Below are 12806 nucleotides of genomic sequence, written 5' to 3' on the forward strand. Positions count from 1 at the left end.
CATCGCAACTCTCTCACGCCACGGCGTTGCCGTTGACGAAACGCTTGCCGCAAGCCCCGTTCCGCGTTTAGGTTGCCGACACACCTCCGGCTGTGTACAACAGCCGTCCACAAGAAAGGGGAACAACGTGCAACTAGAATCGGTTCGCGAGTTGAAAGCAGCGCTCAGCAAGACCATTCCAGAAAAGCTCTTAAAGCCGGCGAGGGCGCAGTCTCTCGCTGTACCGGCTAGCCCAAAGGCGGGCCGGGCGGGCCCCGAACGAACGATGGCATTTGGCATTCGAAAGAAGGCCAACAGCGATTTTGTACTGGCCATCCGCTTACAGCGTCGGGAAGTCGGAAACACGCCCGAGTTTGAGGCGGTCGTCAAGAAGGCGAAGAATGAGGTGGATGTCCAGTATATCGGTCGCGCATACAAATCAGCGACTCCATGGCATCAGCGGAGACAGCGGCCGCTCCGTTGCGGTTGTTCCGTTGGCCACTACAAGCTCACAGCAGGAACGCTGGGTTGTTTTGTAAAGAGCCGCAAGGATGGCTCAGTCTTGATGCTGTCAAATAACCACGTTTTAGCGAACGAGAACGATGCAGCGGTCGGCGACCACATCCTTCAGCCCGGAGACTATGACGGTGGCCGCCGACCGAATGATGTCGTTGGGCAATTAGTCAACTTCCTGAAGCTGAAGGTGAATGGTTCAAATGCTGCGGATTGCGCTGTGGCAACGATAAACGAATCGATCTCGTACAAGCCGAACGATCTCGATGGTTTGGGCGTGGTTACGGGGCTCGGCCCGTCCTTCCTAGATAGCGGTGCAGCGGTCGCCAAGGTGGGTCGCACCACGGGGCTTACCCGTGGCCGCGTAACGGCCTTCGAGATGGACAACGTGGTTGTCTCCTTCGGACTTGGCGACCTCAGATTCGACAACCAAGTTGAGGTCGAGGGCGAAGGGGCCGACGCGTTTTCGGCCGGCGGGGACAGCGGGTCGTTGATCGTCGACGACTCATTGCGGGGCATTGCCTTACTGTTCGCTGGAACCGATCAGGGCGGTGAGAATGGCGCGGGCCTCACGTACAGCAATCCGCTCAAGGTCGTGTTAGACCAGATGAAGGTTGACCTCCTATGATCTGGGAACGGAACCACCACGGAGGCGAGTCGTTGGCGACCCTCGACCAAGCACGAGCAGCGAAGGATGAAGCGGCGGCAAGGGTCGGCCGTCTTGGGATCGTCGTCGGCGTGGGTATCGCAAAGGTCGGGGATGAGTACGGTGTCAAAGTGAACTTGCGTGAGGCACCGCCCGAAGGGAGCGAGATTCCATCCTTCGTTGGCACCGTCCCAATCCTAGTGGAGGTAGTTGGGCCGGTTAAGAAACGATCGATCTCATAAGACCGACCCTCATTCGCTCTCAACTTCCTGAATCAGGTCGTTAATGAGCAGTTCACCAGTTGGGCTGATCATGCTGATAATGATTGCGTAGGGCTGTGCGAAATCATCTTCATCCGACACCCGGTCCCTCATCGTGATTTCAACTGTCGGTTGACCTCTTGCAGACGGCTCGCCCTCCCTTGGCCGCGAAAACTTTACTTCAAAACTTTTCAGAGGGTAGAAATCGGTCAACGGACCACCTCGCTGCGTCTTCGCGAGCGTCTTCCCACCCCAGCGAACTACGGGGGCGAGATCGACAAGCGAGTACAGTTCGGCGTCCAAAGCCGTCGGGTCGACTTTAGTGAAATAGGTCAACGTCACACGAAGCCGAACCTCCGGCAGGGCGTTTACAATGTTGACGGGCAGCTTCAATGTGTAGACGTGACGTTGCCTCCGTCGCATCTCAGATGTAGCGAAGAAACATATCTCGGTCGGGAGCACTCCATCAAGAGCGGCTTGATCGGGGACGCCATGTCCATAGAGAAGATGCCGGGAATCCCTCTTGTCTTGATCAGTCCAATCAGCGGGAAATGGTCCTGCGGTCTCGGGGCACTGACAGACGTGTGTCAGATAAGCCTTCGCGAGAAGCGGGGCATATCTCGTCTCAGCCGAGCTTTCGAATAGTTTCACGAGCCGGGCAAGCGCAAATGCCACTTTCGGCACAGCGAAGCTGGTCCCAAAGTCCTTAGCCGTTCCAGTAGGAGCTTTAAGGCTCTTGATTGCGGCGTCATCGTCATCGTCAACATCGATCGCCACATCTGTGGGGTCGTCCGGATTAATACTAAGAACGCAGTTTCCCCCGGCTTCCGACAAATCAGGCTTTGGGAATTGCTTCGGACCTGGACCACGCCGCGAGTAAACGGTGGCATGGCCGGGATGCGAGTATTCCTGCCCCACTTGGCGTTCCGCGTAACTCGAGACCGTTATAGCATTGAACGCCTCACCCGGCCGCCCCATCTGCGCATTTGGATCGGAATGCCACGTTGCCGGGTCGAGAAAATTAGGCTGATCGGGCGAAAGCTGGTCACCCACGACGTTGGGAAGGTTCCCAGTAGGCAACACGAACAATACGCCGTATTTGCGCGAAATCAGGTCAATGTTTAATGCTTGGGGACTGACGTTGTCACTATCGATCGGCACAGCTGTACTGACGGAAGCCGTGAAGACTTTCGTCCTTGGACGGAGAGCACTCACAGCCTCTGCGACCGCACCGTAGCTATCCAGGTTCAGTCCGCCAGGTATGCCTGCAAGTTCTACTCTCCGCGAATGCACAACGGCGCGAGCGTGAAGCCGACCGTCTGCTCGGACTTGCCTTTCCGGGTCTTCACCGTAAGCAATCACTCCGGCGACGAACGTTCCATGCCCCCCTTCCGGGTCAAAGTCGCTCAGATCGACTTGTGGGTCGCCAGTGAGGACGACTCCGGCCAAAAGCGGATGGCTGGCATGCACACCCGTATCGAAAACGGCAATCTCCGGGACATGCGGAGCAACAACCACTGACAGCTTGCCTCCGCTCCCGCCGGAAGCTGCTCGGTGTCTCGCAGCAGGACGTAACTCGCCAGCTTGCTCAACCAACGCGACCGCCTCGACGCGCTTCGCGATATCTTCTGACAACGCGAGCGGTCCTTGCCATGTGCTGGTGAATCGACCGACACCGGCAACCAACTTTTGGAAGACCAAGCCTCTTGGCCCAAGCTCTTCCCTAATCGACTCGATAATGACGCTGATTTCCTTGGCGTTGTAATGAGGGTAAAAGACGAGCTCGAGGAGACCCGTGCGTGAGGTGTCTCCCCGCTCTAAGATCTCAAGGAGGCTTTTCCCGAGCTTGTCCTTGTAGTCGAGCCCTTTAATAGAATCGATGTAGTCTAAATCTGCAGTAACCGCCTGTTTGCTACTATACTGGCCAATGTAGCGCTTCGAGTCATCGTAGTCCGCTCGTGATCCCCAGCTAGCGACGATACCACCATCCGGCAACACTCGGTGAACCTTGGCTTGGATACGGTCGAGGTTTCGGCGTAGGGACGGACGACCCTTCCAAGTACGTGCGGCGAAAAAGATGTGCTCGTCCGGTACGAGCGGATCCTTAGGCTTAGACAACAGGGCTCGGCGTACCCCCGCAAGTAAGTTCGCGGCATGCGCGGGTCGGCTAAAGCCGTCCTCTCGCGGTTCACTGCCGCCTTGAGGTACAAACTCCTCGGTTGAGAACCACTGGCGTGGGAATCGCCGCAATGCCCGCCGTTGTTCGCTCATCTTGACTTCCCAATCATCGACATGGCGTCGGCCCGTGCGCGAAGACTCCTTGCAGCCGCCGCCGTATCCGCCACCTTTAGGCCATGCTGGAGAGCGTCGACGACTTCGGCCGGAGACATCTTGCGTGCAAGCCGCACAAGTTCTGGCGACACTCGCTTCACCCCCGAAGCTTGGCGAACCAGCAACTTCGTATGGTCGACGCCTAGTGGCCGAAACGCAAGCATGTGTTGAAAGCGGCGGAGCGCAGCCGGATCCACCGACTCGGGCAGGTTTGTCGCTGCAACTACTGCAACTGAACCGGCCGTCTCGTCTAACGCACTTAGTAAGCCGACAACTGTCCTTCGGCTCTCGCCACCTTCGCGAGGATCGTCACGGCGACGCGCATACGCATCTAGATCATCGAACACCAATACTGCACCCACCTCGCGGGCAGCACGGAAAAGATGCGTTAAGTTAGATACAGTTCCCCCTAGAAAGGAGGTGATCAACCTGTCCGCACGTACCCACCAAAACGGTCGTGTCGATCCGAATGCCCAGTTCCGCAAAGTCGCCGTCTTCCCGACTCCGGGCGGACCGAAAAGCAGAACTCGCGGGGCGGTGGGTGCCGGAAGCGAAAGCATCCTGCCTACATCGTCTACCGAGTCCTGCAAGGACTTGGGATAAACCAAGGCTTCACTTCGTGGTGGCCTAATCTGGTCGACCCAATCAGGAACGACCACTCCTGCCGCGCCGCGCGAGGCCTTTAGGTTTTTGATTTGAGGCCCAACCTTCATCCGCCTCTCCTACTTACGTCCGGCGCTTGAGCAAAACCGACATCCTAACGGATTCCGAACTAAATTGCACGCCTTAAGTGCCGCGAACGCCCCATCTTTTGCGGTCTTTCGAGGAGTCGAGCCGGCGGATCCTCCGAACCGGCAGGTCAAACGACCTTTAGGGCTGAGTGTACTCGATCGGGCTCGGCCATAGGCATTCTGCGTCCAGTATCGTCCCCACAGGCAAGTCAGCGTTTGCCGGTCACGCTACAACTCGACTTATTCCGACTGCGTCTCCCGGAGGCCCCGTATCAGGTTAGAGGCCGGGAAGGCTCCTACGGACAACGAGGTGGCGGCGGACGAAAAGGTGGACGAAATACTTTCGGCGCATGAAAAAACCCGCGATTTTTCGCGGGTTTTAGTACCCCCAAGGGGAGTCGAACCCCTGTTCGCCGGCTGAGAACCGGCTGTCCTAGGCCACTAGACGATGGGGGCGTCTTAACGCACGCTTGGTGCATGGGGAAGGATTGTTGCAGATGGGCGGCGCGGGGTCAAGTGGCACCCGAGTCTCCAGCATTCACGACGATCGCCTGTTGCTTTCGCCTCGCCGCTACAATTGGTGATCATCTTCGCCGGCCAATACCCTTCGGATGCCCAAGGAGCGGACCCTGTTTGACCAGCGAGACTAGATAACGGGGGGGGTTGTTAATACGCGAAGTCCGCCTGGTAGACTTCCGAAATGGCGAAAGCAACGAGCGTAGGGTGGACGCGAGAGCACTTTCTGATCGCGCTGAACGTCTACTGCAAGCTTCCCTTCGGGAAGCTCCACAAGGGCAACAAGCTCATTATCGACGTTGCCGGCAAGATGGGGCGAACGCCAAGCAGCCTCGCCATGAAGTTGTCCAACTTCGCATCACTTGATCCCGTGTTGCAGGCCCGAGGAATACGAGGCCTGTCCGGCGCGACCAAGACCGATTGTGCGATGTGGGATGAATTTCACACGGAGTTCCCCGCGCTTGCCCCGGCCAGTGAGCAGTTGTTGCATGACCTGTTCACAAAGGATGACGGCCGCGAAGTGGATTTTCTTCATCGCGATAAGGTCCGGCTGGAGCCGGCGGCGAGGTTCATCGCATGGACGGGTCCCACGGAATCGACCGCAACAGTCAAAGTTCGGCGGGGGCAGCAGTTCTTCCGACAAGCTGTCCTTAACGCGTACAACGTTCGCTGCTGTATCAGTGGAATCCATGTCCCGCGCCTACTGGTTGCAAGCCATATCAAACCATGGAGCGGTTTTCCGAATGAACGGGTCGACCCACGAAACGGGTTGTGCCTGTCCAGTCTTCATGATGCGGCGTTCGATGCCGGATTGATCACCATCGACGAGCAACTCAGAGTTGTGCTCGGCAAACAACTGAAGTCCTATTTCCCACAAGCGGCGTTGGAACAGAACTTCACTCCATTCGAAGGCAAGCCAATCAATCTGCCAGTGAAGCTGGCCGAGCCCAGTAAGGAGTTCCTGCTGTATCACCGCGAATCGGTCTTCATGCTCTGACTAGCAGCGTGCGATCTCCCACCTTATGACCGCGCCAAGGGACGAAGCGCACGCCGCCCCCCAATCTTTACCTTCCCCCTCCCATCCCCTACCCTCGACCGCCCGATGAGCGACATCACCCTTGAGCCTCTCTCCAAGCCCTTTTCCGTCTCGGTCACCCCGCCGGGGTCTAAGAGCCTGACCAATCGGGCATTGGTGCTGGCGGCGCTGGCGGGTGGGTCTTGCTCGGTCTCCAACATCCTCTTCGCCGACGACACGCTGGTCATGCTCGACTGCCTGCGTAAGCTGGGGTTTGACGTAGCCGTGGATGAAGCCACTCGGACTGCCACCGTCGTCGGGCGGGGCGGGGTGTTGCCGGCGTCGTCGGCCGAGTTGTTCTGCGGCAACAGCGGGACGACCATTCGCTTTGTCGCCGCGCTGTGTGCCCTGGGGCATGGGGATTTCACGCTCGACGGCGTTCCCCGCATGCGGCAGCGGCCGATCGGGGAACTGGCCAACCTGCTGCACAACCTGGGCGTGCGGATCGAATACCCCGGCGAAACCGGCTTTCCGCCGGTGCGGATCGTCGCCGACGGCCTGCCCGGCGGGTGGGTGCGGTTCGGGCGCAGCCAGTCGTCGCAGTTCCTGTCGGCGTTGTGCCAGGTCGCACCGTATGCCCGGCATGAGGTTCGGGTGAACCTCGAACCGAACCAAACGAGCTGGCCTTACGTCGCGATGACGCTGCGGCTGATGGACGAGTTCGGCGTTACGCCGCACCTGGTCCGCGATCCCGACACCGCCGAGCCCACGCAGCTCATCATCCCGCAAGGCGTTTACCATCCGACGTCGTATCAGGTGGAGCCGGATGCGTCGGGGGCGAGCTACTTCCTGGCCGCAGCGGCGATCCACCCTGGCAGCAAAATCACGATCGCCGGCCTGGGCAAGGCCAGCCTGCAGGGGGATGTGGGGTTTGCCGACCTGCTGCACCAGATGGGGGCCGACCTGGTCTTCGGCAAAGACTTCATCACAATCGGCGGGACCGACCGGTTCGAGGCGATCGATGTCGACCTTTCGAAGATGCCCGACACGGCGCAGACGCTGGCCGTCGCTTCGCTGTTTGCCGAGGGCACGACCCGCCTGCGCGGCCTGCACACGCTGCGGGTGAAAGAGACCGACCGCGTCGCCGCGACGGCGACAGAGCTTCGCAAGCTCGGGGCGGAGGTGGAGATCGACGGGGACGATCTGATCATCACGCCGCCCGAGGACGGCCGGCTGAAACCCTCCGCGATCGACACCTACGATGACCACCGCATGGCGATGGCATTCGCGCTGGCGGGGACGAAGTCGGCGGGCGTCACAATCCGCGACGCGGGATGTGTCAGCAAGACGTATCCGACGTACTTCCAGGACTTGGAAACGCTGCGGGGGTGAGCCTTCGGCGGTGAGCTTTCGTCGGTCCGAAAGAAGGAGATCACCACGGAGGCACGGAGACACGGAGGGCAATGGGGCGAACGAGGCGCACTCGTCACCCTGAGAGCGTGTGACATTTTGAGGAGCCGCGCACGAAGTGTACTCACGGAGTAAGTGGGGACGACCCCGAACCGTCACGGTTCCTGCTTACCGTCAAGATTCCCGTATACTAAGGGCTCCCGCTTACTCCGTGAGTACACTCCGTGCGCGGCTCCTCAGAACGTCGCATGCTCCCAACTCCTGATGGCACGAAAGTGACACGTCCGTCGAGTCGCCCTCCGTGTCTCCGCGTCTCCGTGGTGATCTCTCTTCTTCGCCCCAGCGACGCCGCTTAGCGCTCCCCAAAACCACGTCGTTTTGCAATCGCCGCCGTCATCTGTACAGTGCTCGGAATTTTGCAGACGTCCGGGTCATTGCCGGGGACGTGGCTTCTGCCACATCTTCAGTCTTGTCCGGCACTTAGGATTGTTCGCCGGCCGATTACGCCGCACAGCGGTTACCAACCACGCCCATGCCCAAGCGCACCGACATCCACTCGATCCTCATCATCGGCTCCGGCCCCATCGTCATCGGGCAGGGGTGCGAGTTCGACTACTCCGGCGTGCAGGCCTGCCGCGCGCTGCGGGAGGAGGGGTATCGCATCGTCCTGATCAACAGCAATCCCGCGACGATCATGACCGATCCGGAGTTCGCCGACGCCACCTATATCGAGCCCATCTCCCCCGAGACCGTCGAGAAGATCCTGGAGCGTGAGAAGGCCAACGGCACGCCCATCGACGCCCTGCTGCCAACCCTCGGCGGGCAGACCGGCCTGAACACCGGCATGGCCTGCTTCGACAAGGGCATCCTGACCAGGTACGGCGTGAAGATGATCGGCGCCGACCGCGAGGCGATCTTCAAAGGCGAAGACCGGCAGGTGTTCAAAGACCTGATGCTGAAGATCGGCCTGAAGGTGCCGCTGTCGGGCGTCGTGCATACCTTGGAAGACGCGCGAAAGGTGCTCGATGAACTCGGCCTGCCGCTGATCATCCGCCCGGCTTTTACGCTCGGCGGGACCGGCGGCGGGATCGCCTACAACGTCGAAGAGTTCGAGACGATCGTCGCCCGCGGCCTCGACGCCAGCCCGACCAACGAAGTGCTCGTCGAGCAGTCGGTCATCGGCTGGAAAGAGTTCGAGATGGAGGTCGTCCGCGACCGCAATGACAACTGCGTCATCATCTGCTCGATCGAAAACATCGACGCTATGGGCGTTCACACCGGCGACAGCATCACCGTCGCCCCGATCCAGACGCTGACCGACAAGGAATACCAGCGGATGCGCGATGCGAGCTTCGCCGTCATCCGCGCCGTCGGCGTCGAGACGGGTGGCAGCAACATCCAGTTCGGCATCAACCCCGCCAACGGAGACATGGTCGTCATCGAGATGAACCCGCGCGTGTCGCGAAGTTCGGCGCTGGCGTCCAAGGCGACCGGTTATCCGATCGCCAAGCTCGCCGCTAAGCTCGCGGTCGGGTACACGCTGGACGAACTGCCGAACTACATCACCTCGAAGAAGGGTGCCGACGGCAAGTGGGAGTATTACACGTCGGCCTGCTTTGAGCCGACGATCGACTACTGCGTCATCAAGATCCCGCGGTGGACGTTCGAGAAATTCCCCGACGCGGATGAGACGCTGACGACGCAGATGAAGTCCGTCGGCGAAGCGATGGCGATCGGGCGGACGTTCAAGGAAGCCCTTCAAAAGGGCATCCGCAGCATGGAGGTCAAGCGCTTCGGTTTCGGCCTCGACAAGTACGACAAGTGGCTGAACGCGCAGAAGGCAAAGGCGAGCGGCCCCGTCAGTGACACGGGCTTCCAGCCCGTGCCTGGTGCGGTGGAGTCTGGAAAGCGCACGACTGCCGACGCACAACACACCTCGCACGGGCTGGAAGCCCGTGTCACTGATGCGCGTGGCTTGCCGCCCACCGCCCGCGCCGATGACGACCTGAACGCCGACAAGACCACGCAAGGCGAATCCACCGACGCCGAGTGGCCGATCCCCGAAGGCAAGCTTCGGCGGAAGCTCTCCGTCCCGTCGCAGGGCCGGCTCTACTACGTCCGCTACGCGCTGAAGATGGGGTGGACGATCGACGAGGTGCATCAGCTGACGAAGATCGATCCGTGGTTCTTGGCGCAGATGTTGGAGTTGGTGGAGTTTGAGGAGATTCTTGCGTCGTTTACAGACGCAGTTTCGATTCTGAACTCTGGAGGACACTACTTCGGCAAAGACATCGAACCAGTAGTTCATCAGGCAAAGCAGTGGGGTTATTCCGACGTTCAGTTGGCAAGTGTTTGGCGCACCACGCCTGCTCGCGTAAGGCGGATGCTTCAAGAGATTGGGCTAAAGCCCGTATACAAAATTGTCGACACGTGCGCCGCTGAGTTTGAAGCCTCCACGCCCTACTACTACTCGACCTACGAAACGCCATACCACAAGGTCGGCATTCCGGGTGAGGACATGCGAACCTGGTTTGATAAGACTCCTGGCGCTGTTGCGATGGGCGGCGCCGCGCTGATGGCCGAGATCACCGAAGACGAAATCCGCCTCACCCAAAAACCCAAGGTCATCATCATCGGCGGCGGGCCGAACCGGATCGGCCAGGGGATTGAGTTCGACTACTGCTGCGTCCACGCCGCGTTCGCATGCCGGGAACTCGGCCTCGAATCGGTGATGATCAACTCCAACCCGGAGACGGTCAGCACCGACTACGACACCTCCGACCTGCTCTTCTTCGAGCCGCTGACGCACGAGGACATCCTCAACATCTGCGAGAGGCTCAATGGCAAGCCGTTCACCGAAAAGGGCGGGCTCGTCAAAGGCGTGATCGTGCAGTTCGGCGGGCAGACGCCGTTGAACCTGGCGAAGGGCCTGAAGGAAGCCGGCGTGCCGATCCTGGGCACCTCCGTCGAGTCGCTCGACGCCGCTGGCGACCGGGAACAGTTCCGCGACCTGCTGCAGAAGCTCGGCCTGAAGCAGCCGGAAAACGGCATCGCGCGGTCGGTGCAGGAAGCCCGCGACATCGCCCGGCGCATCGGCTACCCCGTGCTGGTCCGCCCAAGTTTCGTGCTCGGCGGGCGGGCGATGGAAATCGTCTACGGCGAAGACCAGCTCAACTACTACATGGCGAACGCCGTTGATGCCTCGACGATCGCCGATGCCCCGATCCTCGTCGACAAGTTCCTGGATAACGCCACCGAATGCGACGTCGACTGCCTGGCGGACTATCCGCCGGTGCCGGTGCCGCTCGAATCGCAGATGGGCAAGGTCCCGCCGGACGAGATCGACAAGGGGCAGGCGATCGTCATCGGCGTGATGGAGCACATCGAAGAAGCCGGCATTCACTCCGGCGATTCGGCCTGTTCGTTGCCGCCGTTCTCGCTGTCGAAGGAGATCATCGAGAAGCTCAAGGTGCAGTCGAAGGCGCTGGCCAAGGCACTGCGGGTGCGCGGGTTGATGAACGTGCAGTACGCAATCAAGGACGACGAAATCTACCTGATCGAGGTCAACCCGCGGGCCAGCCGTACCGTGCCGTTCGTCGGCAAGGCGACCGGACAGCAGTGGGCGAAGATCGCGGCCAAGGTCATGTGCGGCAAGACGCTCGCCGAGATGGGCATCAAGGAACTGCCCGACCCCAAGCACATCAGCGTGAAGGAAGTGGTGTTCCCGTTCAGCAAGTTCCCCGGCGTGGACATCATCCTGGGCCCGGAGATGCGCAGCACCGGCGAAGTGATGGGCATCGACACCACCTTCGGCCTGGCGTTCGGCAAGAGCCAGCTCGCCGCCGGCACGGTGTTGCCGCTGGCCGGGACGGCGTATCTGTCGGTGCGAAACGAGGACAAGCAGGCGGTCATCCCCATCGCCAGGAAGCTGGCCGACTGCGGGTTCAAGCTCGTCGCGACCGGCGGCACGTACGACGCGCTCAAGAAGGCCGGCGTCGCCGTCGAGCGGATCAACAAGCTCGCCGAGGGCCGTCCGCATATCGGCGACTTGATCAAGAACGGCAAGTTGCAGCTCATGATCAACACGCCGACCAAGAAGGGCCCGCAGACGGACGAAGGGAAGATTCGCGCGATGGCGGTTCAGTACCGCGTGCCGATCTTCACAACGCTGACGGCGGGCGAAGCAACCGCCGAGGCGATCGCCGCCATGCAGAAGAACGGCTGGGGCGTGCGACCGCTGCAGAGCTACCACGCTTAACTGGCTGAGCTTGTCTGTTTTGCAACCGCAGCGCGGTGATCAACGAAAGGCCTGGCCTTAATGCGGTTCATTGTTCTTACCTTCATGGCAACGACCTTGTGGGCGACACTCGCTCACGCGGAGGACGCGAAGTCCTGGGATCCAGGCATCCCGTTGTTCGAGGGCAAACCGCCGGGCTACATCGCTGATGCCGGCCCGGAAACCAATGACGGCAACGGCCGTTTTGGCAATGTGACGACGCCGACGCTCGCCGTTCACCTGCCGCCAAAAGAACTGCGCAACGGACTGGCGATCGTTGTGTGTCCGGGAGGCGGCTACAGCCGGGTCGGGATCGGGCCGAAAGGCGACGCTGCGATCAAGTATTTCGTACCGCGGGGTGTGGCGATCTTTGTGCTCAAGTACCGAACCCGGCCGCCGTCGAAGCAGGTGGAAGTCGACGCGCTGGCCGACGTGCAGCGGGCCGTGCGGATGGTTCGGCATCGCGCCGCGGAATGGGGCGTCGATCCCGACCGCATCGGCATGCTCGGGTGGTCGGCCGGGTCTCACCTGATTTTGAACCTCGCATCCCACAACGATACGGGGAATGCGGCTGCCGCCGACCCGATCGAACGGCAGAGCTGCCGCCCGAACTTCGTTGCCGCGATGTGTCCCTGGCCGAGCCGATCCAAGCCGGCGAACTTCCCCGCCACCAAGCAGACGCCGCCGATCCTCATGTGCTCCGCCCGCGACGACAAGACGGCACCGACATCCTTCGCCAAGGCGCTGCGCGATGCTTACATTGCCGCCGGCATTGAGTGCACCCTGCACGAAGTCGAAACCGGCGGGCACGAGGCATTCACCATCGAAGGACCGGGCGAGGGCGGCAAGTGGACGGAAACGTTCTGGCCGTGGCTGTCGAAGATCAAGATGGTGCAATCGGAATTGGAGCCGATGACGAAGTAACGGCGGGTTCCTGCCGCGCGGACTTAGATCGCCGCGAGCGCCGACTTCAGCGCATCCATCATCATCTTCTGCTTCTCCCGATCGACCTGTCTCGCTTTGGCGGTGGCGGCGGCGTTCCGAAGGTCGACGACACCGAAGGCCGTATCCGGCCCCATTTGTCATCACCGGGCATTTGACGCCCTGGTCCTGGGCCGCCTTCAGCGAG

General features: G+C 60.7%; 8 protein-coding genes and 1 tRNA gene. 5 read left to right on the forward strand and 4 right to left on the reverse strand.

The annotated features are described in order from the left end of the window. Positions 1 to 127 precede the first annotated feature (127 nt). Positions 128 to 1120, forward strand: a complete 993-nt coding sequence (locus IPV69_RS11735; protein ID WP_206295299.1) for a chymotrypsin family serine protease — start codon at positions 128 to 130, stop codon at positions 1118 to 1120. A gap of 269 nt (positions 1121 to 1389) precedes the next feature. On the opposite strand, the gene IPV69_RS11740 is transcribed toward IPV69_RS11735, so the two are convergent. The 3 genes from IPV69_RS11740 to IPV69_RS11750 form a co-directional block, all read right to left on the reverse strand. After that, a complete protein-coding gene (locus IPV69_RS11740) occupies positions 1390 to 3669 on the reverse strand; it encodes a S8 family serine peptidase (protein ID WP_206295300.1) in 2280 nt (759 codons plus the stop codon). Further along, positions 3666 to 4442 carry an ATP-binding protein gene (locus IPV69_RS27935; protein ID WP_206295301.1) on the reverse strand — a complete coding sequence of 259 codons (777 nt, stop codon included), beginning with the start codon at positions 4440 to 4442 and terminating at the stop codon, positions 3666 to 3668. Before IPV69_RS27935 ends, IPV69_RS11740 begins: the two co-directional genes overlap by 4 nt. Positions 4443 to 4843: 401 nt before the next feature. After that, positions 4844 to 4916: transfer RNA gene (locus tag IPV69_RS11750), tRNA-Glu, on the reverse strand. A 397-nt stretch (positions 4917 to 5313) separates the two neighbouring features. On the opposite strand from IPV69_RS11750, the gene IPV69_RS11755 reads away from it, so the two are divergent. The 4 genes from IPV69_RS11755 to IPV69_RS11770 all read left to right on the forward strand — a co-directional run bounded on the left by IPV69_RS11755 (position 5314) and on the right by IPV69_RS11770 (position 12601). Then, positions 5314 to 5973: an HNH endonuclease gene (locus tag IPV69_RS11755; protein ID WP_206295302.1), complete on the forward strand. Its 660-nt coding sequence runs from the start codon at positions 5314 to 5316 to the stop codon at positions 5971 to 5973. A 105-nt stretch (positions 5974 to 6078) separates the two neighbouring features. Further along, entirely contained in the window at positions 6079 to 7383 is a 1305-nt protein-coding gene (aroA, locus tag IPV69_RS11760) for a 3-phosphoshikimate 1-carboxyvinyltransferase (protein WP_206295303.1), read from the forward strand. 550 nt (positions 7384 to 7933) lie between these two features. Next, positions 7934 to 11659: a carbamoyl-phosphate synthase large subunit gene (carB, locus tag IPV69_RS11765; RefSeq protein WP_206295304.1), complete on the forward strand. Its 3726-nt coding sequence runs from the start codon at positions 7934 to 7936 to the stop codon at positions 11657 to 11659. Between the two features lie 84 nt (positions 11660 to 11743). Continuing rightward, complete coding sequence (locus IPV69_RS11770) at positions 11744 to 12601, forward strand: alpha/beta hydrolase (protein WP_206295305.1); 858 nt, start codon at positions 11744 to 11746, stop codon at positions 12599 to 12601. 23 nt (positions 12602 to 12624) lie between these two features. On the opposite strand, the gene IPV69_RS27565 is transcribed toward IPV69_RS11770, so the two are convergent. Further along, entirely contained in the window at positions 12625 to 12756 is a 132-nt protein-coding gene (locus IPV69_RS27565; RefSeq protein WP_261362003.1) for a hypothetical protein, read from the reverse strand. Between the last annotated feature and the right edge of the window lie 50 nt (positions 12757 to 12806).

The organism is Humisphaera borealis (assembly GCF_015169395.1).
Taxonomy (GTDB): Bacteria; Planctomycetota; Phycisphaerae; order Tepidisphaerales; family Tepidisphaeraceae; genus Humisphaera; species Humisphaera borealis.

What these genes read in the sequence shown, in the direction of transcription:
- IPV69_RS11740 (WP_206295300.1), bottom strand. Translation starts at nt 3,669, where the DNA reads ATGAGCGAACAACGGCGGGCATTGCGGCGATTCCCACGCCAGTGGTTC.
- IPV69_RS27935 (WP_206295301.1), bottom strand. Translation starts at nt 4,442, where the DNA reads ATGAAGGTTGGGCCTCAAATCAAAAACCTAAAGGCCTCGCGCGGCGCG.
- IPV69_RS11755 (WP_206295302.1), top strand. Translation starts at nt 5,314, where the DNA reads ATGAAGTTGTCCAACTTCGCATCACTTGATCCCGTGTTGCAGGCCCGA.
- aroA (WP_206295303.1), top strand. Translation starts at nt 6,079, where the DNA reads ATGAGCGACATCACCCTTGAGCCTCTCTCCAAGCCCTTTTCCGTCTCG.
- carB (WP_206295304.1), top strand. Translation starts at nt 7,934, where the DNA reads ATGCCCAAGCGCACCGACATCCACTCGATCCTCATCATCGGCTCCGGC.
- IPV69_RS11770 (WP_206295305.1), top strand. Translation starts at nt 11,744, where the DNA reads ATGGCAACGACCTTGTGGGCGACACTCGCTCACGCGGAGGACGCGAAG.
- IPV69_RS27565 (WP_261362003.1), bottom strand. Translation starts at nt 12,756, where the DNA reads ATGGGGCCGGATACGGCCTTCGGTGTCGTCGACCTTCGGAACGCCGCC.